The sequence below is a fragment of the Bacillus sp. HU-1818 genome (assembly GCF_022695965.1).
GTDB classification, from domain to species: Bacteria; Bacillota; Bacilli; order Bacillales; family Bacillaceae; genus Bacillus; species Bacillus atrophaeus.
In genome coordinates this window covers 1-26105 of the sequence record NZ_JAAPBE010000004.1, presented here as the reverse complement: position 1 = coordinate 26105, position 26105 = coordinate 1, and the positions used below count along the sequence as shown (strand labels likewise).

General features: G+C 40.2%; 21 protein-coding genes, 2 tRNA genes, 1 pseudogene and 1 riboswitch. Of the genes and pseudogenes, 16 read left to right on the top strand and 8 right to left on the bottom strand.

Annotation, left to right across the window (positions count from 1 at the left end; genetic code table 11):
- Nucleotides 1–5: 5 nt before the first annotated feature.
- The 5 genes and pseudogenes from GXP75_RS15150 to GXP75_RS15130 all read left to right on the top strand — a co-directional run.
- On the top strand, nucleotides 6–1223 hold the full coding sequence (locus GXP75_RS15150; protein ID WP_106045789.1) for a Bcr/CflA family efflux MFS transporter: 1218 nt from the start codon (nucleotides 6–8) through the stop codon (nucleotides 1221–1223).
- Nucleotides 1224–1845: 622 nt separating this feature from the next.
- Nucleotides 1846–2955 carry a glycerol dehydrogenase gene (locus tag GXP75_RS15145; protein ID WP_206699496.1) on the top strand — a complete coding sequence of 370 codons (1110 nt, stop codon included), beginning with the start codon at nucleotides 1846–1848 and terminating at the stop codon, nucleotides 2953–2955.
- Between the two features lie 207 nt (nucleotides 2956–3162).
- Complete coding sequence (locus GXP75_RS15140) at nucleotides 3163–4428, top strand: glycoside hydrolase family 18 protein (protein ID WP_214919406.1); 1266 nt, start codon at nucleotides 3163–3165, stop codon at nucleotides 4426–4428.
- A 274-nt stretch (nucleotides 4429–4702) separates the two neighbouring features.
- Nucleotides 4703–5887: a macrolide family glycosyltransferase gene (locus GXP75_RS15135; protein ID WP_242557184.1), complete on the top strand. Its 1185-nt coding sequence runs from the start codon at nucleotides 4703–4705 to the stop codon at nucleotides 5885–5887.
- Between the two features lie 228 nt (nucleotides 5888–6115).
- Nucleotides 6116–6346, top strand: a pseudogene (locus GXP75_RS15130) (collagen-like protein); the annotation flags it as partial.
- A gap of 426 nt (nucleotides 6347–6772) precedes the next feature.
- Here the strand turns inward: GXP75_RS15130 and GXP75_RS15125 are convergent.
- Nucleotides 6773–7471 carry a hypothetical protein gene (locus GXP75_RS15125; protein ID WP_242557183.1) on the bottom strand — a complete coding sequence of 233 codons (699 nt, stop codon included), beginning with the start codon at nucleotides 7469–7471 and terminating at the stop codon, nucleotides 6773–6775.
- Between the two features lie 79 nt (nucleotides 7472–7550).
- Nucleotides 7551–8939, bottom strand: coding sequence for an alkaline phosphatase family protein (locus tag GXP75_RS15120; protein ID WP_242557182.1), 1389 nt, complete (start codon nucleotides 8937–8939; stop codon nucleotides 7551–7553).
- A gap of 311 nt (nucleotides 8940–9250) precedes the next feature.
- Between GXP75_RS15120 and GXP75_RS15115 the strand changes: the two genes are divergently transcribed.
- The 5 genes from GXP75_RS15115 (at nucleotide 9251) to opuFB (ending at nucleotide 14839) form a co-directional block, all read left to right on the top strand.
- Nucleotides 9251–9766 (top strand): DUF3231 family protein, encoded by a 516-nt coding sequence (locus GXP75_RS15115; protein WP_061669686.1) that lies wholly within the window; start codon nucleotides 9251–9253, stop codon nucleotides 9764–9766.
- 382 nt (nucleotides 9767–10148) lie between these two features.
- The gene (locus GXP75_RS15110; RefSeq protein WP_242557181.1) at nucleotides 10149–11510 is read left to right on the top strand and encodes a serine hydrolase; all 1362 of its coding nucleotides are present in this window, start codon (nucleotides 10149–10151) and stop codon (nucleotides 11508–11510) included.
- A gap of 63 nt (nucleotides 11511–11573) precedes the next feature.
- A complete protein-coding gene (locus GXP75_RS15105) occupies nucleotides 11574–12176 on the top strand; it encodes a GNAT family N-acetyltransferase (protein ID WP_242557180.1) in 603 nt (200 codons plus the stop codon).
- A gap of 184 nt (nucleotides 12177–12360) precedes the next feature.
- Nucleotides 12361–13323: an ABC transporter ATP-binding protein gene (locus GXP75_RS15100; protein ID WP_242557179.1), complete on the top strand. Its 963-nt coding sequence runs from the start codon at nucleotides 12361–12363 to the stop codon at nucleotides 13321–13323.
- Nucleotides 13316–14839 carry an osmoprotectant update ABC transporter permease/substrate-binding subunit OpuFB gene (gene opuFB, locus GXP75_RS15095; RefSeq protein ID WP_242557178.1) on the top strand — a complete coding sequence of 508 codons (1524 nt, stop codon included), beginning with the start codon at nucleotides 13316–13318 and terminating at the stop codon, nucleotides 14837–14839. Before GXP75_RS15100 ends, opuFB begins: the two co-directional genes overlap by 8 nt.
- A gap of 352 nt (nucleotides 14840–15191) precedes the next feature.
- Here the strand turns inward: opuFB and GXP75_RS15090 are convergent, their stop codons facing one another.
- Both GXP75_RS15090 and GXP75_RS15085 read right to left on the bottom strand, forming a co-directional pair.
- Nucleotides 15192–17612, bottom strand: a complete 2421-nt coding sequence (locus GXP75_RS15090) for a peptidase G2 autoproteolytic cleavage domain-containing protein (RefSeq protein ID WP_242557177.1) — start codon at nucleotides 17610–17612, stop codon at nucleotides 15192–15194.
- Between the two features lie 229 nt (nucleotides 17613–17841).
- Complete coding sequence (locus GXP75_RS15085) at nucleotides 17842–18387, bottom strand: GNAT family N-acetyltransferase (RefSeq protein ID WP_242557176.1); 546 nt, start codon at nucleotides 18385–18387, stop codon at nucleotides 17842–17844.
- 168 nt (nucleotides 18388–18555) lie between these two features.
- Between GXP75_RS15085 and GXP75_RS15080 the strand changes: the two genes are divergently transcribed.
- Both GXP75_RS15080 and GXP75_RS15075 read left to right on the top strand, forming a co-directional pair.
- Nucleotides 18556–19011, top strand: coding sequence for a MarR family transcriptional regulator (locus tag GXP75_RS15080; protein WP_242557175.1), 456 nt, complete (start codon nucleotides 18556–18558; stop codon nucleotides 19009–19011).
- 19 nt (nucleotides 19012–19030) lie between these two features.
- Nucleotides 19031–19444, top strand: a complete 414-nt coding sequence (locus GXP75_RS15075) for a nuclear transport factor 2 family protein (protein ID WP_242557174.1) — start codon at nucleotides 19031–19033, stop codon at nucleotides 19442–19444.
- 62 nt (nucleotides 19445–19506) lie between these two features.
- On the opposite strand, the gene GXP75_RS15070 is transcribed toward GXP75_RS15075, so the two are convergent.
- Nucleotides 19507–20664 (bottom strand): MFS transporter, encoded by a 1158-nt coding sequence (locus tag GXP75_RS15070; RefSeq protein ID WP_242557173.1) that lies wholly within the window; start codon nucleotides 20662–20664, stop codon nucleotides 19507–19509.
- Between the two features lie 56 nt (nucleotides 20665–20720).
- Nucleotides 20721–20820: riboswitch (purine riboswitch) on the bottom strand.
- 271 nt (nucleotides 20821–21091) lie between these two features.
- On the opposite strand from GXP75_RS15070, the gene GXP75_RS15065 reads away from it, so the two are divergent.
- A complete protein-coding gene (locus tag GXP75_RS15065) occupies nucleotides 21092–21778 on the top strand; it encodes a FadR/GntR family transcriptional regulator (protein ID WP_242557172.1) in 687 nt (228 codons plus the stop codon).
- 2 nt (nucleotides 21779–21780) lie between these two features.
- Complete coding sequence (locus GXP75_RS15060) at nucleotides 21781–23010, top strand: CynX/NimT family MFS transporter (protein WP_242557171.1); 1230 nt, start codon at nucleotides 21781–21783, stop codon at nucleotides 23008–23010.
- A gap of 108 nt (nucleotides 23011–23118) precedes the next feature.
- Here the strand turns inward: GXP75_RS15060 and GXP75_RS15055 are convergent, their stop codons facing one another.
- The 3 genes from GXP75_RS15055 to GXP75_RS15045 form a co-directional block, all read right to left on the bottom strand.
- Complete coding sequence (locus GXP75_RS15055; protein WP_061570476.1) at nucleotides 23119–23442, bottom strand: AzlD domain-containing protein; 324 nt, start codon at nucleotides 23440–23442, stop codon at nucleotides 23119–23121.
- Nucleotides 23439–24164: an AzlC family ABC transporter permease gene (locus GXP75_RS15050; RefSeq protein ID WP_396022474.1), complete on the bottom strand. Its 726-nt coding sequence runs from the start codon at nucleotides 24162–24164 to the stop codon at nucleotides 23439–23441. The genes GXP75_RS15055 and GXP75_RS15050 overlap by 4 nt, the downstream gene beginning before the upstream one ends.
- 83 nt (nucleotides 24165–24247) lie before the next feature.
- Complete coding sequence (locus GXP75_RS15045; protein WP_106045806.1) at nucleotides 24248–25057, bottom strand: TrmB family transcriptional regulator; 810 nt, start codon at nucleotides 25055–25057, stop codon at nucleotides 24248–24250.
- A gap of 873 nt (nucleotides 25058–25930) precedes the next feature.
- Here GXP75_RS15045 and GXP75_RS15040 point away from each other — a divergent pair.
- Together GXP75_RS15040 and GXP75_RS15035 are read left to right on the top strand one after the other, a co-directional pair.
- A tRNA-Arg gene (locus tag GXP75_RS15040) sits at nucleotides 25931–26007 on the top strand.
- A gap of 18 nt (nucleotides 26008–26025) precedes the next feature.
- Nucleotides 26026–26099 (top strand) — tRNA-Gly (locus GXP75_RS15035).
- Nucleotides 26100–26105 lie beyond the last annotated feature (6 nt).

Here is a 26105-nt window from a genome sequence, read left to right as displayed (position 1 = left end):
ATGATATGCTGCACAATCCAACTGGAAAAGAGCGTTTGGCATTAGCTTTTCTTCTCGGTATGCTTGCCATACTGGGACCGCTTAATATAGATATGTATTTGCCTAGTTTTCCTGAAATTGCTGATGACTTATCTGCCCGTGCATCGCTTGTCCAGTTAAGCTTAACAGCCTGTCTGATCGGACTTACCATTGGCCAGATTATTGTCGGGCCGGTCAGTGATGCGAAGGGAAGACGGAAACCTTTATTAATATGCATTTTTTTATTTGCGTTATCATCTCTGTTTTGTGCGCTTTCGCCGAACATTACCACATTAGTGATTGCACGATTCTTACAGGGATTTACTGCTTCAGCAGGGCTTGTGCTCTCGCGTGCCATCGTGCGGGATGTCTTTACCGGAAGGGAGCTTTCGAAATTCTTCTCGCTTTTAATGGTTATTACTGCGGTCGCGCCGATGGTTGCGCCAATGACAGGCGGCGCGATTTTACTTTTACCATTCGCAACATGGCATACTATTTTTCATTTTTTAACATTAATCGGATTTATACTCGTTTTGATTATTGCTTTAAGACTAAAAGAAACTTTACCGCCAGAGAAGCGGATTCCAAGCTCAATCGGAACATCTGTAAGAACCATGGGCAGTTTGATGAAGGATCGGTCTTTTATTGGCTACGCATTGACCGTCGGTTTTATTCACGGCGGAAGTTTTGCTTATGTATCTGGAACGCCTTTTGTATATCAGGATATTTACGGGGTATCGCCTCAAGTGTTTAGTATTCTATTCGGCATTAACGGCTTGGCCATTATTACAGGGAGTTTTATTATAGGGCGCTTTGGCGGTATCATTCATGAAAAAAGCTTGCTTCGAATTGCAGTTATTACTGCCTTCATTGCAACCGCCGTTCTGCTGGCCATGACAATAGTTCACGGCCCGCTGATAACACTGGTCATATCGATTTTTATTTATATGATCACGATAGGCATGGTTCTGACAAGCACTTTTACGCTCGCAATGGAAAACCAAGGGCACCGCGCAGGGAGTGCAAGTGCGATGTTAGGGATGCTTCCGTTACTGCTGGGCTCCATTGTCTCACCTCTTGTGGGAATTAACGAAACGACAGCAATTCCGATGGGAGCCATCATGTTTATAACTTCTGTTATTGGTTCTCTGGCCTTTTTTAAACTAACAAAGCAAAAGGCAGAGCAACAAAAAGGGAAGATATAAACACCATTGTGCTCTTGTTTATTAGGTTTGTCATATCTGCTTTACTGATGCCAGGGTTCTATCACCCTGGTCTTTTTTTATGTGCGAGTTTTAACTAAATCGCCACGAGAGGCTGTAGACCTTTTATTATTTTTCATTCAGCATCAAATTCCATCAACAATGAGGCTAATATGACCCTTCAAAAGAGGAATAGTCTGAGACTATGGAAGCTCCCGAGGTGTGAACAGGCAAGTATTGGCGGACCTTTTAACAAGGTTCTTTTTTATTACGTCGGGCAGCTTCTTATGGTGTAAGCTATGTTATTTTTTTGCTATTATTAAATTTTTTTAAGCAAGTTCTTTGCGGAATCATTAAATAATATGTTATATTTCTTATCGTTTTGAATGATGGATTTCTTTTCATATACAGATCAGTGCCCGAGACGCCTAGTGGCTTTTGATGAAAGGGTTCCCCAAAGTGGAATACATTACTGCTCATAGGTCCGATGAAAACTTATGAAAATGAGCAGTGAGTTGATTTAATGGCAACAAGTGAATGTTTTATTAAGGCGAAATTGAGGAATCATATGAAAAGAAATTCATTTTCTATCAACAGAGTGAGAAACAACAGAGAAGGGATGATTATGTTGGAAAGAATCTTTATCAGTCCAGCTAAGTATGTACAAGGAAAAAACGCGATCGAAAAAATTGGTGACCACCTAAAAGGCATTGGTGATCAAACTGTCGTCATCGCAGACAAAATTGTGTGGGATATCGCAGGGCACAAAGTTGTAAATGAGTTAAAGAAAGAGAACATCTCTTCTGAACAGGTTGTGTTTAACGGAGAAGCGTCTAAGGAAGAGATCAAAAGAATTACTGAAATTGCTAATAACGCAGGTGCAACGATTGTGATAGGTGTCGGAGGCGGTAAAACGCTTGATACGGCAAAAGCGGTGTCAGATGAAGTGAACGCTTATACTGTTATCGTTCCAACGGCAGCTTCGACGGATGCTCCGACAAGCGGACTTTCTGTTGTTTATTCCGAGAGTGGAACCTTTGAAAATTATCGGTTCTACAACAAAAATCCGGACTTGGTTCTTGTCGATACAAAAATCGTAGCAGAAGCGCCGCCGCGTTTCTTGGCATCAGGAATTGCTGATGCAATGGCCACATGGGTAGAAGCGCGCAGTGTTATTGCCTTTGGCGGTAAAACGATGGCAGGCGGGATCACAACTATAGCCGGTGAAGCGATTGCGGAAAAATGCGAACAAGTATTATTCCAATATGGCCACCTTGCTTATGAATCCGTAAAAGCAAAAGTCGTCACTCCTGCATTGGAAGCCGTTGTCGAAGCCAATACACTACTAAGCGGTTTAGGATTTGAAAGCGGCGGCTTGGCTGCAGCACATGCCATTCATAACGGTTTCACCGCGCTTGAAGGTGAGATTCATCACTTAACGCATGGGGAAAAAGTGGCGTTTGGAACCCTGGTTCAGTTAGCTTTAGAAGAACACTCATTGGAAGAGATTGAACGTTATATTGAATTCTACATCAGCCTGGGGCTGCCTGTTACATTAGAGGACATTAAATTAAAAGATGCATCAAAAGAAGATATTATGAAAGTTGCTAAGGCTGCAACGATTGAAGAAGAAACAATTCATGCCGGCTTTAATGTGACAGCTGAAGACGTGGCAGATGCGATCATTGCCGCTGATCAGTATGCAAAAGCATACAAAGAAAAACACCAATTGTAAAATCGAATTTTCTCAGCAGCATCATAAAATACCAAGGGACTTAAAGCCCTTGGTGTTTTTTTTTGTTTTGATATCAATATGGCTTCTGCCTGGTATCCCTTCATGAAATGAAAACATTTTAGAATGGCATATAGAGGCAAGCGATGTAATATGATTTTATGATGCAGCCTTAAATGAATTAACTAACGAATAAATGGAGGCTTAAAAATGTTTATTCATACAGTTCAGCCTGGGGACTCTTTGTTTTCAATAAGCAGAAGATATGGTTCTCCGATTGATCAGATACGCGGTGTTAATGGCTTAGAAGAAATGAATATTGTGCCGGGCCAAGCTTTGCTTATTCCGCTATATGTATATACTGTTCAGACGGGTGACACGCTTACCAGCATTGCAGCAAGAGCTTTTGTCCCCTTAACACAACTAAGAGCAGCAAATCCCTCCGTTAACCCTAATACTTTACAACCAGGCATGAAAATAACAATTCCTCAAATATCAAAAAACTATCTTGCGGGAAATTTGAGTTTTTATGTGATTCGAAATCCAGATCTCGATCGTGCGTTGATTTATGATTTTGCCCCTTATTCATCTTCCATTTCTATATTTGAATATCATTTTGCTCCAAATGGAGATATTGCCAACGAATTAAATGATATAGCTGCTATTGAAGCCACTTGGGGAAAAAGAGTCACACCGCTCGCAACCATTACAAATCTGACTCCGGGAGGTTTCAGTACCGATCTTGTTCATCAAGTGGTAAACAATCCAACAGCAAGAACAAATCTCGTCAATAATATTTTTTATTTAGTATCTAGAAAGGGATACGGCGGAGTAAATATTGATTTTGAGCAAGTAAGTGCAGGAGATAGGGATCTTTTTACCGGCTTTTTACGTCAATTAAGAGATCGGCTGAAGCCTGCAGGTTACGCTTTGACAATAGCTGTTCCGGCAAAAACGAGTGATCAAATCCCTTGGTTGAGAGGGTATGATTATGGCGGGATTGGAGCTGTTGTTGATTTTATGTTTATCATGGCATATGATTGGCATCATGCAGGAAGTGAGCCAGGACCTGTAGCGCCTATTACTGAAGTGAGAAGAACAATTGAATTTGCCATCGGAAGGGTGCCGCGGAGAAAATTGATACTGGGAGTCCCTTTATATGGCTATGACTGGATATTACCTTACAGCCCGGGAACAGTCGCCTCAGCCATATCAAATCAAAACTCAATTGAAACAGCCATGAGGTACCAATCACCGATTCAATACTCAGCCGAATATCAATCACCATTTTTTCGGTATAGAGATCAACAGGGGCGATCACATGAAGTGTGGTTTGAAGATGTCAGAAGTATGAGCGAAAAAATGATAACCATTCGAGAGTATGGGTTACAAGGAATAGGTGCCTGGCAATTAACACTCGGATTTAAGCCGGGGCCCTGGCTTTTAAGAAAGTTTTTCACCATCAAAAAGGTGTAACGTTCACCTCCATATTATGAAATATGGAGGTTTTAAGTGTTCCTGTTACTCCATCCCGCATTACGTTTTAGTGTTTACTTTCACCTTCTTGAACAGTAATTAGAAGTATCTCACACGATTTCATTTTCAAACAAATTTGCTCAGAGTTAGTTTCTTGCACGACCTGATCGCCCTATTTTATGATTGTTGTGGTAACTAACATCAGATGAAACAGGCCAGATTGTATGTAAAGCTGTTCAAAAAGCTTACATCACTATGAACGGGAGTTTGCGGAATGAAAAATGTATTATTTATAAATTTTCCTGCAGAAGGCCACGTAAATCCTACTTTAGGTATGACAAAAGCTTTTGCTGACAGGGGGGACCATGTCCATTATATTTCTACAGAAAAATATAAAGACAGATTGGAAGGAGTAGGCGCGACTGTTCATCTTCACCAGGATTGGCTGAGGACAGTTCCCGTTCGTACAGGTTCTCCTGATGGTATTCTCTCCTTTTTAAAGATTCATATAAAGACATCTCTGGACATATTAAATATCGTGAAAGAACTGTCAAAAAGCATTCAGTTTGACTTTGTTTATTATGATAAATTTGGTGCGGGAGAGTTAGTAAGAGATTATCTCAACATCCCGGGCATCTCCTCATCTGCTTCCTTCTTATTCGATGAAGACCATTTAAAGATATTGCCTCTGCATCCGGATTCAGAAGTGCCTTTACAATTGGATAAAGAGTGTGAAGATCTATTATTAGAGATGAAACAAAATTATGGTGTATCACCTGAAAATATGGTTCAATTCATGAATAATAAAGGTGAATTAAATGTAGTGTACACAAGCCGTTATTTTCAGCCGGAAAGCCATCGTTTCGGCAATGAATTTCTGTTTATTGGTCCAAGCTTTCCAAAGAGAGCGGAAAAAACTGATTTCCCGATTGAGAAATTAAAAGATGAGAAAGTCATCTATATTTCAATGGGGACGGTATTAGACGAAACTGAAGAGTTTTTCAACCTATGTATAGACGCTTTTTCTGAGTTCAAGGGCAAGGTCGTGATAGCTTCGGGAGAAAAAGCTGATCTGACAAGATTAAAGCAGGCGCCGGAGAACTTTATCATTACTTCGTATGTGCCTCAATTGGAAGTGTTGGAACAATCAGATGTTTTCATCACTCACGGGGGGATGAACAGCGTAAATGAAGCCATTCATTTTAACGTTCCTTTAGTTGTAATGCCGCACGATAAGGACCAGCCAATGGTGGCCCAGCGGCTGACTGAATTACAAGCCGGTTATACAATATCTAAAGACCATGTAACCGCGAAGTCTTTACAACATGCAGTGGAAGAAGTGTTGAATAACGACCGATATAAGGAAGGGATTCAAAAAATCAATCAAAGCTTTCAGGATTGCATGAATATGAAAGAGGTAATGGAGCGGATTGATCAATTTATAGATCAGAGAAGATAAACAGCAAAAATGCCTCCGCATGAAATAAGAAAAAGAGTGAGATTAAAATGTTCTCACTCTTTTTTTACTGATAGAGTCTTACAGATATTGTGGAAATAACCGGAGTCATTTTGCGTATCATAGATTCTAGCAAGAGGATTATATATTTGTAAGGGCTCATTTTCTGGGAGCGGCAGCAGGAGGAATACTTTCGCATTCATTCACACTCGAAATCATTTTTCATATTATGAAACTAACCAATTCACACTATTTTTAAATGGTGCGCCGATTACAAACACAGTCTACGGTTCAGGTGCCGGTACTCAGCAAAACAACGGTCAGGCTATAATAGCCATAGCAACCGGCGATGTTCTAACTCTTCGAAATCATACTTCCGCTGCCGCAGTGACTCTTCAGACTTTGGCAGGAGGGACACAAACTAACGTCAACGCTTCAATTGTAATTAAAAAATTAGATTAACAATCAGCACTGTATCATGGACAAACAAAAGTACTCAATTCATCTTTATTACAAGTACTTAATATATCACTTGTTTTTTCGTTAAAACGAAAATGAACAGTGCTTTTTTTGATCTTTACTTTTATAGAAGGGTCAGCAGGTTAACCTTGCAAATGTTCAAGTTTTCTTGGCAGCAGAGATACTGCGGAATGTGTACAGAAGATGTGTATACGACCAATAGTAACTTGAAATGATTGAGGGACAAGTGTGGATTCAAACGATTTACTGAAACATAATGATTGAAGATAAATAAGAAAATGGTCAGTCAAGCCTAAAAGAATGTTAAAAGGGTGACTCATTTGCGCCAAATAAAAAATAAATGACCATATTGGCATACAAGGTGACTGTTTCCAATATACAAAAACCTTCCGTCTTGGAAGGTCAGCATTAAAACTCAATTTTAATCTTTTGTGAATTACTGATTTTCTTATGGTTTTTATCAAATACGTCACTTGTTGTCATCTCAATCCACTTGATGTCTTTTTCGGTTTTGTGATTCGTTTGTTCATTATGCCCATGACCGCCTGCTGCATTTACAATAAAACCAAGGTTTCCAGATCTTGTGGCACCGCCTTCCATTTCACCATTTAACTCCTCAAGGTAAATATCTTTTTTCCAATCAAAAGTTTCGCCTGTATTTGTTTTCAGTAATGCAATTGGGGCAAAGTTTACTTTCTCTGAAGACTTGTTATGGATTTCAACGAACACTTTAACAAAATCAAACTCTTCATCATGTGTTAACACGTGAAAATAATCAATCATGCTGTAATCCGGCCGTAAGTGAATCAGCTTTATTTCTCTTACTGTTAATTCAATTGATCCAATATCATAGGTCTTGTTTACGTTTTTGATATCTTTTAAAACAGCTTCACCTTTGTCATCTGAAAACGTTTGATTTACCTTTTGTAATGATCGGTCATCCGTTACTTGTGAATTAGGCTGGTATTCATTCATTTTATTGTCAGTTTGCCCTGAAGCCTTTTGTTGTTTCGCTTCAACCGTTTTTTCGTTGTTTTCTGAACCGGCATTCGATGAACAGCCAGCAAGCATCATGATCAAAAGTAAGATTGAAAGAGTCTGTTTCATAATGATTCCCCCATATGGTGTCTGCATTCAAATAGAGATCCCGCTACTTCATACAAGCAACGGGACACCTTGTATTCTCTTACTTATCGTTAATCTTAATTTTGTATTGCAGGACATCGAAAACATTTTTTGCGATTTTAGTATTATCGATTTGGCCGGCAAATTTCTCACTTGACGGTCCGTATGCATATACAGGGACATCTTCACCTGTGTGGCCGCCCGTTGTCCAGCCGGTGTGTGAGCGTTTGTTGAAAATGTTCTCAATTGCATTGTCGATATCAAGCACTTTCTTTGATTTAGCTGCTTGTTCAACAGACTTTATTTCTGCTTCAGTTAAAGCTAACTTTTTTTGATCAATATATTTCTTTAATGTTTTTTTCACATCCGCACCGTCGGCAATTTTTTCTGCCATAAAGTCAGGTGTGCGCTTTGCTGCTTTGATCGGTTCACTGAACCAATTGTAAATGCCGTCTGCACCAATGGAATATCCGCCGGTTGAGTGGTCAGCCGTTGCGACTACTAATGTGTGCTTGTCCTTTTTCGCAAATTCAATGGCTGCTTTATATGCTTGTTCAAAGTCATCCATTTCACTCATCGCACCGACAATATCATTGTCATGCCCTGCCCAGTCAATCTGGCTTCCCTCCACCATAAGGAAGAACCCGTCTTTGTCTTTGCTTAATTTTGAAAGAGCCGTGTCGGTCATTTCTTTTAATGAAGGAATTTCTTTCGTACGGTCAATTTTCTTTGGAAGGCCGCCTTCAGCGAATAAGCCGAGAACTTTGCCATTTTTGTTTTTTAACATGTCTTCGCGGTTCTCCACATAGCTGTATCCCGCTTTTTTGAATTCTTTTACTAAATTGCGGTCTTTACGATCAAAATTGCTCTTACCGCCGCCAAGCAGAACATCGATTTTATGCTGGCCGTTTACCATTTCATCAAAATAGTCATTCGCAATGGAGTTCATGTTTTTCCTGCTGTGATCATGTGAGCCAAATGAAGCGGGCGTTGCGTGTGTAATTTCTGATGTTGCAACAAGTCCTGTCGATTTCCCTTTCTCTTTAGCCGCTTCAAGAACCGTTTTTGCTTCTGATCCGTCATTGTCCACTGCAATTGCATTGTTGTATGTTTTAATGCCCGCAGACATGGCCGTTGCTGCAGAAGCCGAATCCGTTACATTATGTTCAGGGTCTTCCGGGTAAGTGGTTTGCTGGCCGACAAGGTATTGATCAAAAGCTGTAGGCTCCACAACCTTTGTTGATGAATTATCCATCAAATAACGATGAGCGGAAGTATAAGATACGCCCATTCCATCACCAATCAAAACAATGACGTTTTTAATTTCTTCTTTATTTCCCTTTTTCTTTTCCTGCGCATTTGCTTCAGGTAAACTGCCGCTGGCTAAGCTGCTAAAAGCGATAGATGACAAAACAGCGATAGGCAGTAACTTCTTCGGGAATATTTTCAACTACATAACCTCCTAAAATATAAATGAATCTCAATGACATCCTCATTATATTTATAAAGTGTTAAGCCAGTATTAATCGTTTTTAAAGATAGAATTTACATGGGCAAATATTAAAAACCAGAGGGTCACCCGTTAAGCTTATAGTCATCTTGATCACACAATGATACCAATGGTTGAAAGTTCCTTGGTATTTCTTAATGCGATTTTTTCTGCCGCTGAAAAATTTACATATATATTCCACATGTTGGGCATTTTATGAAATGTGCAAAAAGGAAGGTGGCACAATCATGAATATAATTAGGAGGATGACGATGGGTATTTTAAGCGGAAATCCGCAAGATGAACCAATGCATTATGGTGAAGTATTTAGTTTGTGGAATTTTGTGATGGCAGGCAATAAAATGGTTGCGGATCATCAGATGTTATTAAATCACGTAGGCGATGATGATTTAAAGAAACTTCTTCAAGAGTCTATTGATAAGAGCAAAGAAGAAGTAAAACAAGTAGAAACCATACTTAAAGAAAACGGGGTGGCTCTTCCTCCCGCTCTTCCTGAGCCTCCGACTGCTAACCTTAATGACATTCCGGCTGGAGCGCGTTTTCAGGATGCCGACGTGGCAGCTTCAGTTTCTGCAAAAATTGCCGCTGGTCTTGTTGTATGCAGTCAAATTATGGGGCAATCTATTCGCGAAGATATTGCGATGATGTTTGGACAATTTCATATGAGTAAAGCAGTCTTAGGCGGAAAATTACTGAAACTAACGAAAAATAAAGGATGGCTCATTCCGCCGCCGCTTCATCATCATAAACCTCAAGATGGTGAATAGTTCTGAGAGGCATGTACAGGGAAAAACTGTACATGCCTTATTTAGTTAAGACATGTTATCTCAACCACTGCCTTCATTATTGAAGTCCAAAATGGATTAAATCACAGTAAACCGTAAAAGCATTTTTAGTCGGTGAATAATCATTCGAGATTCAAGTCATCTTGGCAGGCCAATGATACCAAGGGTTTAATATCTCTTTGGTTTTTTTATTGCTAATTTTTAAATCTTCCATCTAAATCAACGAATACTAGTGAAATGACCTTTTAAAACAAACAAAAAATATCTCTTACAATTCCTGTAACCTACATAGTGTAAAAACCGTATAAACAAATGGAGTTAAAAACCGAAAGCGGGCTCTGCCTGCTGTTTAGGAGGTATGTTAATGTATAAGAGCAAAAAACAGAATCTTGAAAATTTATTCCGGACTTTAGGAGAGAATAACCAATTGAACGGTGCCATTTTAGTTGCGGAGAAGGGGGGAATTCTATATGAGAATTCATTTGGGTTGGCGGACTTTATAACAAAGCGTCCATTACATAATAAGTCAGTGTTTGAATTGGCGTCATTATCGAAGCCATTTACGGCTCTTGGCATCATTCTGTTGGAACAACAAGGAAAGCTGAGCTACGATGACCTTATTGAACGCTGGCTTCCTGCACTTCCGTATATGGGAATCACGATTCGCCATTTGCTGAATCATACATCAGGAATCCCAGACTATATGGACCTGTTTCAACACTATTGGGAAACAGATAAGATTGCTGTCAATAAAGATGTGGTAAACATGCTGATCAAGCATCAGCCGCCCAGTTATTTTCCACCAAATGAAGGCTGGCTGTATAGCAATACGGGGTATGTTTTACTGGCAGTTATTATCGAAAAAGTGTCAGGATTACGTTTTGAGGATTTTATGAGAGAAGCTTTATTCCATCCGCTTGGAATGGCGGACACGAGAGTTTATAACAGACGGCTTCAGAATAAAGAAGTAATTCCGAACTATGCCTATGGCTATGTGTATGATGTGCACTCTGGCCAGTACGTGCTGCCGGATGAGCTGGCCGAAACAAATTATGTGGTCTTTCTGGATGGCATACAAGGTGACGGAACAGTGAACTCCAATATAAGAGATTTATATCTTTTCGATCAAGCTTTATATACGGAAGAAATCATCAGTCAAGCATCTAAAGAACAAGCGTTTTTTCCTGTCCAATGGAATAAGGAGGAAAAGTTGGGCTATGGATTTGGGTGGCTTATTCAAGACAGCCCTGATAAAGGGAGGATAGTCAGTCATGATGGGAGCTGGCCGGGTTACTTCACTTCGATGATACGGTATACCGATCATAATAGAACTTTGATTTACCTAAGTAATATGGAACAGGACTATGAATATGAACAAGCGATTCTTGCTGCGGCAGAGAATATCTTATTTGATCAGCCGTATGTTATTCCGGAGCGCCCTGCAGATAAAAAGAAGGTAGATATCGATCCGGCAATCTACAGTTGCTATATTGGCACCTACTCATTCAACGATGGAACCAATGCGTTAGTTACAACTGAGCAGGATCGTCTTTATTTGCAGATTACGGGGCAAGCTCAGTTTGAATTATTCCCTTTTTCGGAAACGCGATATTTTATTCAATCTTTGCCTGTGGAAGTTGAATTTATTTTGGGTAAAGAACAAAACGCTAATCGTTTCGTTGTTTATCAAAATGGGGGAAAAGAAGAAGCCATTCGCATGAAATAAGCAATTTCGAAAGAGCAGCATCTATTGAGATAGGCCGCAGGAACAATTAGGGGGAGAACTAAAATGAAAATTCCACCAGGAAAATTGACAGGAGACCACGTTCAAATTGTACCAATGGAGAAGAGACATATAGAAGGATTGCACGATATCAGTAAGCATGAGAACATGTGGACGCATTTGCCTAAAACCATTCGTACATTAGAGGAGATGGAATCCTTTGTGGAAGAAGCATTGATGGAACAGGAAAATGGAAGGCAGTGTCCCTTTGTTATTCTCCTTCGTCAGACTGGTAAGGTGATAGGCTCGACACGGTTTCTTGACATCTCAGATAAAAGCAGGAGTTTGGAAATTGGGTGGACGTGGTTGACTCCTTCTGTTTGGGGCTCAATCATCAACACAGAATGTAAGTATTTACTATTGAAATATTGTTTTGAAGAATTGAATGTCATTCGCGTACAATTTAAAACGGATGAACAAAACTTGCGGTCGCAAAAAGCAATTGAAAGAATCGGAGGTATAAGAGAAGGCGTTTTAAGGAATCATATGATTCGGAAAGATGGATCATATAGAAATTCAGTTTTTTATAGCATCATTAAAAGTGAGTGGGAAATAACAAAAAATAAATTAGAGAAGATGTTAGGCGGAAGTTTTAAAATAAAATTGTGACTTACACCGCAAACTCCCCGAGCAGTCCTAGCGCCTGCTCTTTTTTTGTTTGTATGTAAGTCACAAACATTTTAACTTTGTCAAAGCAAATTCATCTGACATAATACAATTAAAGTCAATGTTGCTGAGAATTAATAGGTAAGGTATCGAATCACAAGTTTTAATTAAATAAGGAAGTGATGATATGATTCAATTCAACAATGTATCAAAACAGTTTCCAGATGGTACTTATGCTGTGAAATCATTTGATGCAGTTATAAAAAAAGGCGAATTTTTTGTTATTATCGGACCTAGCGGCAGTGGGAAAACCACTATGCTTAAAATGATAAATCGTTTAATAGAATTGTCCGATGGTACGATTTCTATCAACGATCAAAAAATAAGTGAATATGATATTCATGAATTGCGGTGGAACATAGGGTATGTGCTTCAGCAAATCGCTCTTTTTCCGAATATGAATATTGAAGAAAATATAGCAGTGGTGCCGGAATTAAAAAAGTGGAGCCGCGATAAAATTAAACAGCGTGTTGATGAGCTATTAGAAATGGTTGGATTAGAGCCTGAAACATATCGTGAAAGAAAGCCTCATGAACTTTCAGGAGGCCAGCAGCAAAGAATCGGCGTGATTCGGGCCTTAGCTGCAGATCCTGAAATGATCTTAATGGATGAACCATTTAGCGCTCTCGATCCGATCACGAAAGATAAATTGCAGGATGATATGCTGGATTTACAGCGGAGAATTAAAAAAACGATTGTATTTGTCACCCATGATATACAAGAGGCATTAAAGCTTGGAGACCGGATATGCATTATGAATAATGGCGAAATTGTTCAAATCGGAACACCTGATGACATTTTGCATCGTCCTGCTAACGATTTTGTAAAAGAGTTCGTCGGAGCACAAGAAGGTATCATGAATGAGAAAATCAATCTGGAAGACATCGTACAACAATCAGAATGTGTACAGGTGAATTCGTCTGAAACTATGCCTGTATCAACTTCATTACATGACATTCTACATAAGTTAAAACAACATGACCAAATCTTCGCAGAGCGTGATGGCGAGATTATAGGTGTGATAACCAGACAAGGATTTATACAGTATTTAGCTAATCATGTTCAAAAGAGAGGTCGGGAGAATGAATAACTTTTTAAATGATGTGATAGAAAGGAAAGGACAGCTGGTAAACGCTTTGCTGGAACACATTCAAATTTCCCTTATTGCACTCTTTTTTGCAGTCATCATATCCATTCCCCTCGGTATTTACTTAACAAGGAAGCCCAACATATCGGAGGGTATAATAGGTGTAACGGCTGTTTTACAGACCATTCCCTCGCTTGCTCTTCTCGGACTTTTAATTCCTATCGTCGGTATAGGCAAAGTACCTGCGATTATAGCTCTTATTGTATATGCTCTGCTTCCTATTTTAAGAAACACCTATACAGGTATTAAGGAGATTGATCCTTCGCTGATTGAGGCTGCCAGAGCTATGGGAATGAACAATCGAAAAAGGTTTTTAAAGGTAGAGCTTCCTTTGGCGATGCCGGTTATCATGGCAGGAATACGAACAGCCATGGTTTTAATCGTCGGCACCGCAACATTAGCTGCTCTTATCGGAGCGGGAGGTTTAGGCGACTTAATTCTGCTCGGAATTGATAGAAACAACACTGCTCTCATTGTGCTTGGAGCTATTCCCGCCGCAATTCTAGCTATCCTTTTTGACGTTCTGCTTCGGAGGTTAGAAAAAATGTCGTTTAAGAAAATAATAACCGGCATTGGAATAGCTGCAGCTGCAGCTTTGCTTATCATGGCTTTCTCGCTTTCTTCCGGACAAGGAAACAAAAATATTGTCATCGCGGGTAAACTTGGTTCAGAGCCTGAAATATTAATTAATATGTATAAGCTCCTTATTGAACAAGAGACCGATTTACATGTCGAATTGAAACCGGGTTTGGGGAAAACTTCATTTGTGTTTAATGCATTAAGATCTGGTGATATAGATATTTACCCGGAATTTACCGGAACGGCTATCTCTGAATTTTTAAAAGAAACCCCTGTAAGCACGGATGAAAAACAGGTGTATGAACAAGCGAGAAAAGGGATGCATGAAAAATTCGATATGGAATTGCTTAAGCCAATGGAATATAACAATACATATGCCTTAGCAGTACCGCAGCAATTCGCAAAGAAACACAATTTGAAAACAATATCAGAATTAAAAAGTCTTCACGAAAACATAAAGGCCGGTTTTACTTTAGAGTTTGCCGACCGGGAAGATGGATATCGCGGCATCCAGAAAACATATGGAATCACATTTTCAAATGTAGTAACGATGGAACCAAAGCTGCGGTACAATGCAATCAAAACCGGCGATATTGCTTTAGTTGATGCTTACTCAACAGACAGCGAATTAAAACAATATAAATTGGCTGTCCTTAAAGATGACAAACATGTATTTCCGCCATACCAAGGTGCACCGCTGTTAAGAAAAGAAACGTTAGAAAAATATCCGGAATTAGAAGCTGCGTTAAATAAACTTTCAGGTGAAATAACGGATAACAAGATGCGCGAAATGAATTATGAAGTGAATGTAGAAGGCAAAAGTGCAGAAGAAGCGGCTAAAGAATTTTTAAAAGAAAAAGGACTTCTTAATAGAACTTGACGACATTCGACTTTTAAAAAAGAAATAGAAAGAGTGGAGCCCTTTCAAGAAGTCATTCATCTAACAAAGGAAAAGTAGGCAGTGTTCCCGGTGTATATTGAAACAATAAAAGACCAAGCCATCTCCAGGCTCATATCAGCCCTGAATTTATAGGGAGTATGAGCCTGAAAACAGTTTCAAAATATGTTTACAAGTCTTTTCTAAATAAGTTCATTTTGCAGCCAGCAAGAAAAGTTGACGCCGTATCATTCGAATTTTTAGCCGAATAGAAAAAGCGCCGGTAACGGAAGATCCCATTGACGGGAACCATTGTGTTTCCGAATCAAACGGTTCAGGACATTTCCCATGCCCGCTATCTGATCACGGCGAGAGCGATGCCATATCCTTTTTCAGGAATGTAAGAGGCGGTTATTTTCATAACCTTCCAATTTCCTTCAGATGCTCTTGTCCCGATCCCATTATGGGCCGTAAGATAATCTCCTTGACTGACCGTTTCGTCGATACGCACATAATGCTGGCCCACAAGTCCGACAACATGCCATTCATCTCTTGCTGACCGTGAAAGATAATCAGCTTCCAATGCCGCATCATAGTCCGGATTTTTTTTCGGCATGCGAATCAGTTCTCCGGTTTCCTCATCAGTCACATCCTCATAAATCAAGCCGCCAAATTCGTTTGTCAAATAGCGGCCCTGCCAGATGAAGCTTGATGCTCCTGATACGAGACCTGCCGTTTCCGAAATAACTCCAAGCATATAATCTCCCACATGGGCGGGCGCGATTTTTTCGCCTCTTAAAGTCACGATTGTGCCTGTATTGATTAACTGCCCGGTTGAACTCTCAAAATACTCTCCATATCCTCTTAGGGAAGAGCTGATCGCTCCCGCAAATGTTCCGTTTCCTCCTACAGAGTCAAGAAGCCATTTCATTGATTGATGGCCTCCCGCTACGGTGTATGGTTCTTCCAGTGTAATACTTTCAGAAGACAATATCGTTCTTGACACATGGTTTCCTTTAATATGGGCGTTGTTTGAAGCTGCGATTAATGCGCGGGAGCCTTCTGTACTGGAGCCTCCTGAAGCGCCGATGACCGCATTTCTTTCTCCTTTTGCCGTAATTTCACCGGTACCCGCGATAACGGCGCTTGTTTGATTAAACGCAAAGCCGGAGGTCGTTGCAAGCTGTGCGCCTCCTTTTAAATTGACCGGTACATGCTGGTATGTTTGGCCTTTGATGGAGACCGCCGCACTATATCCTTCTGCCTGCACGCCGAGAATGACCGCCTGATTATTGGGCGACTGGATTCCGACCGTCCCGCTATCTGCAATCATCGTTCCGTTCATGATGTTCACATTATAGAGGCCGCCGCCGATAGAGATTCCTTTTGGAGCGGAATGATAAATATCAAAGTTTGAAATTTTAATATAATCGGTTTTATTCGTTCCGCCTGATAAATTAATATCAACGCCGGCTTTTTTAAATCCCCGAATTTTAATGCCGTTAATTGCAATATTTTGACTGCGGTATTGCATGGCAACAACAGGATTTCCGCCATAGTCATAGTCGGGATCGCCAATAGCTGTGAACCCGCTTACATTTACGTTTTTATATGCTGAAACAACCAGTGCTCTTGGGGTTACTCCTTCATATAGCGAATTGAAAACCGGTTCAATTGCTGAGCAGTCGATGAGTGTGACATCGTAAGCTGTGGTGCTTTCCGGATCTGTTGCTTGGTGATGGCCGATATGGCGAAGATCAAAAGCGCGGACATCACGATAAGAAACATGGCCGATGATATGGACATTTTGAGAGGCCGGCCACATCGCATGGGCCTTGACCTCTACTCCGCGGATGTTTCCGCTTGTAAAGTTATTCAAAAGCCACACATGCTTGGAGCCATCGTCGATCTCTATTCCGTTAGAGTTTGAAATACCTTCAGCGTGTTCTGTACCGCGCGGATTTCCGGAATGGCAGTTTGAAATAAAGATGTATTCGCTGTAATGTGTGGTAATGCCGTCGTCTCCTGCGCCATAAGCCACACAGTTATCGATCCAAATATATTTTGAGCCGTCTTTTGTCCAGTCGGTATCAGGCGAATGATCGTATGTCGGCGATGTAATATCAATGCCATGAAGACCCGCATTAATGGCTTCAACATCTTTGATCCAGCCATATTCAACTTTGGCAAATGTTAAACAGCTGGAGAACTGTCCCCCAGGGTTTCTCACTCCGCATTGTCTATCCGGATTCCAGTCTAATGACATTCCTTGGACAAAAATATTGCGGTTCCCATTTTGATAATCATCATTAGTGATCACCCATTCATGTGCGGGGGTGTCTTCATGCAGTTTAATCACGGTGATGCCTTTGCCTTGCCCGACAATAGTTGTCCAGGATGGAAGCTTAATCCCCTGAACCAGAAATTCTCCGGCAGGAACGTTCACTTTGACGCGTCCATTCCCGATGGCTTTGCGAAAAGCTTCTGTATTATCCCTTCCATCTGGGACAGCGCCGAAATCTTCGACATTTACTTCCCGGGTGATTTTACACAAAAGTTTGTGGTATTCTTTGTCGAGCCGTTCTTTTAAGAGTGAGGTGACCTCTCCTTCCGCCGTCACCCTTGCATCCGTAACCTCAATGTTTTGTTCAGTAACGGAATGCTTAATGAAATTTTGCATCCTTGCTTTGAGATGTTTTATTTCAGATGAATGCTCAGGGTGAGACTGCAATTTGGCGTTTAGAGACGGATCAGGATAGTTTTGATAATGAACCATTCTAAAGACACCTCTTTCTTTTGATATAAGCGCTGGTTTGAAGGCAAAGCAGGCTGCCTGCCCTCCTTTTGCGCTTATCCTTCAAATTCTTTATCAATCATTGAAATTCCTGTTAAATCCATATTGATTTTTAGAAATGATAATCAAAAGAAAGTAATACAAATTCCTTCCAATATCAGTTATCTGAGTTTAGCGCCTGACTGCCCGTCAGCCTAACAAGGATAATTTATTATTTTGGTGTCCATTCATCTGCCAGCATCCCATAAACGATATGGTCCGCGTAACGGTCATACAGCCATTCCGCTTGTCTTATTCGCCCTTCACATACAAAACCTAATCTTTCTGGAATAGCCCTGCTTTTGCTATTTCCCTCAGCAGCACGAATATCGACACGATTAAGCCTCAATTCCTGAAAAGCATAATCGGTCAAAGCTTTCGCCGCTTTTGTCATGATTCCGTAACCTTGATATTCCTTCCCTAACCAATACCCAATGTAAGCTGTTTTATCAGTCCAATTGATTTGGTTATACCCAGCCGTTCCCACAATGGAACCTTTATAAAGGATAAACGTTGTAAGACCCTTATTTTCTGCATAACTCTTCAGGCAAGATTGAATAAAACCTTTTGTATCTTCCACACTTGTTGTCTCATCCAGCCAAGGAAGCCATTGCCGCAGATATTCTCTTGAATGATCAGTCAGTTCAAAGACTCTTTCTGCATCTTTCAACTCAGGTAATTTTAGCGAAATGTCATCATCAATTTTATACAAGAACATGATGTCTCCTCCTTTTTCTCTCTCCATAAAAACATTTCTTCATTCTTGTTACCTGAACCTGCTTGGTTAGTGAAATGTATGCAAAAGATGTACTTGACATTTATTTTTGTTAACTGGTAAACTAAAAAATAATTAACCGGTTAACAAAAAGGTGAAAGGAATGATGAAATGGAGTCTCAAAAAAGACAAGAGGCCTTTAAAGCGATTGAACATTTTATGCTGCAAAGAGAGAAAAAAGCGAAGGCTCGTGATGTTATATCAAATTTGATAAATCGTGAGGAAGGGTGGAATATCACACAACTGCACATCGTCTCATTGATAAACGAATTCCCGTCGGATTCTAATAATAGTTTTCTGTCAGAACAACTGGGTCTATCTAAACCCGCTATTACGAAGTCGATTAAAAAATTAATTGACAGGGGAGCAGTGAAAGCAGAAAAGAAAGAGGACAATCTAAAAACGATTTATTACACATTGACAAATGATGGCGAAAGATTAGCAAAGGTCCATGATGAACTGCATGAGAAGGTGAAAGGCCAGTATAACGAATTGTTACATCAGTTCACCGAAAATGAACTTGACGTCATTATCAGATTTATGAACGAATGGGCAAAACGAATATAAAACAGATGAGGTGTTTCCTATGAATAAAGATCAGGTCCGTGATTTTTTAACAGAGGTTTACCAAGAAATCATTGTTAACTTACATGTTGAAAAAATTCCTGATTACTTTAGTGATCAATATATCCAAGTTACAGACGGGAAGAAGACGGATATTAATGAATTCAGAGATCACATCATCACCTTAAAAGAGATAGTGAGATCTATTGAATTATCACCTTTTTATGATTTTCTTTTTGATCAAGATAAACAAACCGCTGTACTAAGGTATACGGTAACTGTGACGAAGAAAGACGGAGCCGTCGGAGAAATAGAGGTCATTGCGATCTTTGAATTAAATGATTTTAAAATTGTACGTTGTAACGAATTAAGCTGTCCATTACATCATAATGATCTGTTTAAAGATATAGCTAGAATTAATAAAATGAATTCTTGAATAAAGAAAGCGGTATATCAAAAAAATCATCCTGACATAAAAAATTCAGGATGATTTCTTTTTTACTGTTCTTTTAATGTGGCAGGTCTTGTTAAAGAAATGAGTGCAAATAGTACAGCGATAACCACTATAAATCCTCCGAACCAAGCAGTGGATACAACGGAACCTGTATGTCCTAAGACAACACCGCCGATGGCAGACCCTAGGGCAATTCCAACTTGCAAAGCTGAAGTATTGAAGCTCTGCTGAATATCAGAAGAATCTGGGGCAATGCGAATCAAATAACTTTGCTGGGCGGGCGCCAGGCTCCAGCTCAGCAATCCCCAAATAATCATAACAGGCAAAAATAGAACCATTGAAAATGTGGATAAAGGAATCAAAAATAGGATAACCGCAAAAGAAACGGTCACAAGCAAAATACTTTTGAAGGACCCCAATTTATCCGCTAGTGCGCCGCCAAAAGGACCGCCGCATACCGCTGATATTCCGAATAGGAAATAACAAATGCTGACCCAAAAAGAGTCAAGGTGCAGAGTGGCTTCTAAAAACGGCGCGAAATACGCATAAAGGGTATAGTGCCCTGCTAACGTAAACATCGTAACAAGATGCGCGCTTGCAATCTTTACATTGGCGATCGTCTTGATCTGTTCACGGAAGGGAATCATTTGCTCTGCCGGTATTTTTTCAAAAAAGATAGAAATAATCAGCATGGAAACAAGAGATAGTACCCCAATCCCAAGAAACAGAACACGCCAGCCGAAAGAATCACTAATCAATATTCCCAGCGGCACACCAAGCGCAATGGCGGAGCTGAAGCCCATAAAAATGATACCAATCGCCCGGGCCCTATATTCAGGGGCGACGATTTTAGGCGCAATTGTTAGGGAAAGAACCACAATTAACGCGGTACTCATGGAAGCCAAAACCCTTGAAACCATAAGCACGGAGAAATTCGGGCTGAAATAAGCTACCAAATTACTAAGAAAGAAAACAAATAGTGCAATTAAATACAAGCGCTTTCGTTCAATCTTCGCTGTGACGGCTAAAAGCAACGGTCCGGAGACGGCATAACCAAGAGCAAACACGCTGATCAACTGACCGGCGCTGACGATGGAAATGTGTAAATCTGTTGCGATTTGCGGGAGTATCCCTCCAACAATTAATTCAACTAACCCTACAGCAATAGTAGAAGCTGCAAGAAGAAAAACTTTAAAATTCATAACCGAAACTCCTTTATATCAAATTTTTAACAAATAAAAAAATCCTGATTACAAAAAAAGTGATGAACAATTTTTGTAATCAGGATTTTACGGTTCCTGGTAGACACCCTCAATCCATATTATTGAGGTTATACAATAGCAATATAATTATTTCTTCGCGTTCTGCAAAAGATAATAACATATTTTGAAGGCATTTTCCATATGAAATGATAATTATTAGGTGAAAGGTAAAAATCGGTTTGAAGTTCATGAAAAGAGAAAGTAGATCGATAACGAGAAAAATGGTTTTACAGATGAATAAAATAATGAATTTGAAGCAGGGTTGATTATTCACAACTCTGCTTTTTTGTTAAAGGATTTACATTATCATTTTTTTGTGTTAAATTAACCAATGACCAAATCATCCTACAAATTAGAGGTGGCGTTTATGGATATATCAAAAACAAGCCGTTTATCACTTGTCGAACAAGTCGTATCGCAAATTGAATCATTAATTCAGTCCGATACTTGGCCGGTGGGTACTCGCATCCCTCCTGAATTGGACTTAATGAAACAATTTGATGTGAGCCGCAATACATTGAGGGAGGCGATACGAGCCTTGGTTCATGCAGGCCTTCTGCAAACAAAACAAGGAAGCGGAACTTTTGTCTGTTCATCCAGCATCCTCGGGGCAGCATTTTACAGGCGTATCAAAAAGGCAGATCTGCTTGAGACATTAGAAGTCCGGCATGCTCTTGAACGGGAAGCTGCACAGCTAGCAGCAATAAGACGCAGTGAAGAAGATGTAGAAAAGCTGCGAAATTGTTTAGGTTCCTGCCAGGCTGCTGTTGAGAATAAAGATCGTCAACAATATGCCAAAGCAGATATTCAGCTGCATAAAGCAATCGTGCAAGCTGCACATAACAGTATTCTGAGCGATCTGTACGAGCACATGACAGAAGCTTTGCAGATATCGGTTCAAAACTTGGTTGATCTCACAACAGATGCAGGTTTTCATGAAGATATTCACAGTCAGCTTGTAACATCAATCATTGACAAAAGAGCAGATCAGGCAATGGATGCTGTAAATCACTACATTAGCGAATTTAAAGAAACATTGCACATGGAGGAATAAAAATGAGTTTAGGTCAGGTAGAACTTAAACAAGGTAAACATAAAATAAAAACAAATCAAAGAAAAAAAATATTATTGCTTACTATAGGCATCATCTTGATAGGAGCGAATCTCAGAGCGCCTTTAACATCAGTAGGGCCTTTGATAGCATCGATTCGCGATAACTTAGGGATGTCAAATGCACTTGCCGGAACATTAACAACGGTACCCTTGCTTGCTTTTGCATTTCTTTCGCCTTTTGTTCCTATGCTGTCACGACGGTTTGGGACCGAACTTGTATTAATGTCATCATTATTCTTATTAACTGTAGGAATCTTGTTGCGGTCACTTGCCGGGATTGGCTCTTTATTTGCCGGGACAATTTTGCTGGGGTTAGCCATTGCGGTATGCAATGTATTATTGCCAAGCTTTATTAAGCATAGGTTTTCCAAGAATTTAGGAATGATGACAGGAGTTTATTCTGTGTCTATGAATTTATGCGGAGCAATCGCTTCCGGTATCAGTATTCCGGTCGCCTCTTTATCAGGATTAGGGTGGAAGGGGGCACTGGGCTGTTGGTCCGTTCTGTCCCTCATTGCCGTTTTAATTTGGATTCCGCTATTAAAAGGCCGTGAAAAACCAATGAAAGCAGCAGGAGCAGAACCGCATCATAAATCTAACTTGTGGCGTTCTCAGATAGCTTGGAATGTCACTTTGTTTATGGGGCTGCAATCTCTTATTTTTTATACTGTCATCGCGTGGCTTCCTGAGATTCTTCAACAAAAAGGACTCAGCTCAAGTTCGGCTGGATGGATGCTTTCATTAATGCAGTTTTCTATTCTGCCTATTACTTTTATTGTTCCTATTTTAGCAGGTCGTATGAAAAATCAGCGCATATTAGTCACTATAACCGGTTTTTTATTTGTTACCGGAATAGCTGGCGTTCTCTATGGAAGTGCTGTACTCATCCCATTATGGGTTATGATGATTGGTATAGCAGGGGGATGTGCATTCAGTTTAGCAATGATGTTCTTTAGTCTGCGCACACAAAACGCACATCAAGCCGCTGCCCTTTCGGGGATGGCTCAGTCATTTGGATATCTTCTAGCAGCAATCGGCCCTTTAGTGTTCGGACTGTTACATGATGTCACACATAGTTGGACCATTCCCTTATTCATGCTGATTATCGTATCTTTGCTTATTTTTCTATTCGGCATGGGGGCAGCAAAAGCTGAGCATATAAAAACAAAATAAGTGTCTGGCGGAGAAAACGCGGATACGGTATTCGTAGATAAAAGGGATAAGCTTAGCGCTTATCCCTTTTATACTGAGCATATTGAATATTAGAAGCGAGCCGATATACTACAAGAACATCCTGATGAAAGCCATGGATATAACCCCTATAATGACTGTGGCAGATAAGCTTTTCGTCCAAAGCGCTATAAGCAAAGTGGGAAGCATAGCGAGAAGCACAGTCCAATCTAATGCAACGGCGTTTTCAGTTTCAATCAGCATGTTTTCTGCCACCAAAGCCGTAAGAATACAAATTGGGATATAGGAAAGCCATTTTAATACAACTTCAGGCAGCTGAACACTTCGCACGAAAATAAATGGGACGATACGGGGGATAACGGTTACAATCGCACAGCCAAGAATAAGCCAAAACATTGGTAAACTCATACTCATTTATCCGTCACCACCCCAATCGTTGCTACAATAACCGTCGCCGCAATGACAGCCACATGTGAAGGAACAAAAAAGGATAATGAAACCATAGCGATGATCATATACACGACCAGTGATAGGCTGTGCTTCAGTTTTTCAGATGCGGTACTTTGCAATTGTAAGACCAGCAATGCCACGAACATAGCAGTTAAAGCAAAATCTAAACCGAGCCCTTCAGGGTCAGAAACCCATTGACCCAAAAAACCGCCGAGAGTACATGAAATAATCCAGCATACATACGCTGTAATATTTAACCCATTCATCCACCTGTCGCTGAGCTTTCCGTGTGTTGCAAGTTTGTTTATGGCCACGCCAAATGACTCGTCTGTGACAAGTGATCCAATTCCGATATTTTTCATTAACGAATATCTCGTGAAATGCGGAGCTAAAGTCAGGCACAATAATAAGTGGCGCAAGTTTACGATAAACGTTGTCAGGATGATAGCTGAAGCAGGACTGTTCGAAGCCAGTAAAGCACAGAAAATAAATTGAGCGGCTCCGGCATAAACCAGCAAAGATAAAAGCGTGATCTCCAGTATGCTCAAATTTGAGGAAATACCAACGATGCCAAAAGCAAATCCAATACTCATGTATCCTAACAATGTAGGGATACAGTCTTTCACTCCCTGCAAAAAGGTGTCTTCCCTTTGTACAGATTCGACTTTTTTCAATTGAGCCTCCACGATCCTTACTCTCCTTTTTACATAAATTTTTAGAGGTTATAAATCTAACCACTATAAAAAGATGAAAGAAAAGACGGCTCAAATCAATTGAACCGTTTTCCTGTAACCACATGAAACAGGTTGGAATTATGCTGCCACAGTGCTGCCGCTCTTTCAGAACCAACTTCTTTGACAAGCTCTGAAAACATAAGGTCGTGTCTCATATATTCCATGGCAACAATAACAAGCGCAGGATCTTGCGTTTTTATGGCCCATGCATTTGTATTAGGTGAAAAATTAGCGATTAATACCTCTTGATTGTCTCTGGCAACAATCGTTAATCGGCCGCCGATTCGCTCTTCAGCCACTTCTGGCGACATATAATTATGATGGGTGGTTGAGCCTATTTCGATTTCATGAGATCCAAAAAGAATCGAGAAGACAGGCAGGTTTTCATTTAAACGTCTGTCAATGTCCTTCTTAACAGCAGCGACTTGCGGCTCCCAAAGAGACAGCCACAGCTCATCTTCCGCCTTGTCTATCATATCAATCATTTCAGCAATCACATGTTCATTGCTGTTGATTCTTCGAATGACATCGACGTCCTGCTCGCTTTCTAAAGCAACTAATTTTTTTTCTAAATAATCAAAGGAGTTTTCGAAGTTATGCCGCAGACGGTCAATTAACTCCTTAGCCGGTAACGGTGCGTATGTTACAGGATCAGAAGGTACGGTGTGAACGGCGCCTTTATCGACTAGCTTTCCCACTACCTCATAAATCATTGACCGCGGTACACCTGACCTTTTGCTAATCTCATAGCCGGTTATCGGTGAGGTTTTTAAAAGCCCTATGTATGCTTTACATTCATATTGGGAAAACCCCAGCTTCTGAAGTTCTTTATAAACGTCATCCATGGTATTCTCCTTTAGTGGTTAGGTATGCAACCACTATAGTAGAAGGGCAGAATATTTGTCAACAGTCCAATACCAAATAAAGTTATTTTTTGAATGGAAATTAAATATACCGTTCAGGCATACTAGCGGTGCATTTTTATGAAACGCATTTTGGCGCTTAAAACTAGATACCTGTACGTTCCGGCAGGCGTCCTAAAGATTTGTATTCAGGTTTAGATGTAATAAATCTTTCATTAGAGGCGTTAAACAAGTTTAACGATTGGTCAAAGCTAACTGACTCAATTGTTTGGTCCCTTGGTTCCCTATATATTTAACAGTAGAACAAGCTCGTGCTTCGTTTCCTCCGGGAGGCGCAAAGACTCCAACGAATTGAAGGGAAAACAATATTGCATTCTTTCCTTAATGAATCGTCTTGAACATTTCTCCTGCTTATCTAAAATGCAAGATAGGGGGAGCAAGCTTTAGCGAAGGTTCTATACAGGCTTATCGAGTCAATCATAAACAGGAGACATAGTAACTATTAAATAAGTAGAAAGTAAGTAATGAAAATCTTACAGCATTCTTTCTTAAAAAAATCAGAAGAAAGTATTGACCAAATAAAATAAGCATGGTATATTATTAAACGTCGCTGATACACAGCGTAACAACAAAAAACGAAATGTTCGTCAGCGTTGGGGAAACGGAAAAGAATTTTCTCCAAGGGGTGTACAAATGTTTAGAAACGTGTATAATAAGGAAGTCGAAATGCGAAGAGGATTGACGGATGGACAATCCGCGAGACTTCAGTTTCATCGACTGCGTTACGAAAAAAACTTCAAAAAAGTTATTGACTTTAACATCAAATGATAGTATGATAGTTAAGTCGCCTGATAAGCGCCCGTAGCTCAATTGGATAGAGCGTTTGACTACGGATCAAAAGGTTAGGGGTTCGACTCCTCTCGGGCGCGCCATTTTAATTCATATTATATGCGGGTGTAGTTTAGTGGTAAAACCTCAGCCTTCCAAGCTGATGTCGTGAGTTCGATTCTCATCACCCGCTCCATTACAA

What these genes read in the sequence shown, in the direction of transcription:
- GXP75_RS15150 (WP_106045789.1), top strand. Translation starts at nt 6, where the DNA reads ATGCTGCACAATCCAACTGGAAAAGAGCGTTTGGCATTAGCTTTTCTT.
- GXP75_RS15145 (WP_206699496.1), top strand. Translation starts at nt 1,846, where the DNA reads ATGTTGGAAAGAATCTTTATCAGTCCAGCTAAGTATGTACAAGGAAAA.
- GXP75_RS15140 (WP_214919406.1), top strand. Translation starts at nt 3,163, where the DNA reads ATGTTTATTCATACAGTTCAGCCTGGGGACTCTTTGTTTTCAATAAGC.
- GXP75_RS15135 (WP_242557184.1), top strand. Translation starts at nt 4,703, where the DNA reads ATGAAAAATGTATTATTTATAAATTTTCCTGCAGAAGGCCACGTAAAT.
- GXP75_RS15125 (WP_242557183.1), bottom strand. Translation starts at nt 7,471, where the DNA reads ATGAAACAGACTCTTTCAATCTTACTTTTGATCATGATGCTTGCTGGC.
- GXP75_RS15115 (WP_061669686.1), top strand. Translation starts at nt 9,251, where the DNA reads ATGGGTATTTTAAGCGGAAATCCGCAAGATGAACCAATGCATTATGGT.
- GXP75_RS15110 (WP_242557181.1), top strand. Translation starts at nt 10,149, where the DNA reads ATGTATAAGAGCAAAAAACAGAATCTTGAAAATTTATTCCGGACTTTA.
- GXP75_RS15105 (WP_242557180.1), top strand. Translation starts at nt 11,574, where the DNA reads ATGAAAATTCCACCAGGAAAATTGACAGGAGACCACGTTCAAATTGTA.
- GXP75_RS15100 (WP_242557179.1), top strand. Translation starts at nt 12,361, where the DNA reads ATGATTCAATTCAACAATGTATCAAAACAGTTTCCAGATGGTACTTAT.
- opuFB (WP_242557178.1), top strand. Translation starts at nt 13,316, where the DNA reads ATGAATAACTTTTTAAATGATGTGATAGAAAGGAAAGGACAGCTGGTA.
- GXP75_RS15090 (WP_242557177.1), bottom strand. Translation starts at nt 17,612, where the DNA reads ATGGTTCATTATCAAAACTATCCTGATCCGTCTCTAAACGCCAAATTG.
- GXP75_RS15085 (WP_242557176.1), bottom strand. Translation starts at nt 18,387, where the DNA reads ATGTTCTTGTATAAAATTGATGATGACATTTCGCTAAAATTACCTGAG.
- GXP75_RS15080 (WP_242557175.1), top strand. Translation starts at nt 18,556, where the DNA reads ATGGAGTCTCAAAAAAGACAAGAGGCCTTTAAAGCGATTGAACATTTT.
- GXP75_RS15075 (WP_242557174.1), top strand. Translation starts at nt 19,031, where the DNA reads ATGAATAAAGATCAGGTCCGTGATTTTTTAACAGAGGTTTACCAAGAA.
- GXP75_RS15070 (WP_242557173.1), bottom strand. Translation starts at nt 20,664, where the DNA reads ATGAATTTTAAAGTTTTTCTTCTTGCAGCTTCTACTATTGCTGTAGGG.
- GXP75_RS15065 (WP_242557172.1), top strand. Translation starts at nt 21,092, where the DNA reads ATGGATATATCAAAAACAAGCCGTTTATCACTTGTCGAACAAGTCGTA.
- GXP75_RS15060 (WP_242557171.1), top strand. Translation starts at nt 21,781, where the DNA reads ATGAGTTTAGGTCAGGTAGAACTTAAACAAGGTAAACATAAAATAAAA.
- GXP75_RS15055 (WP_061570476.1), bottom strand. Translation starts at nt 23,442, where the DNA reads ATGAGTATGAGTTTACCAATGTTTTGGCTTATTCTTGGCTGTGCGATT.
- GXP75_RS15045 (WP_106045806.1), bottom strand. Translation starts at nt 25,057, where the DNA reads ATGGATGACGTTTATAAAGAACTTCAGAAGCTGGGGTTTTCCCAATAT.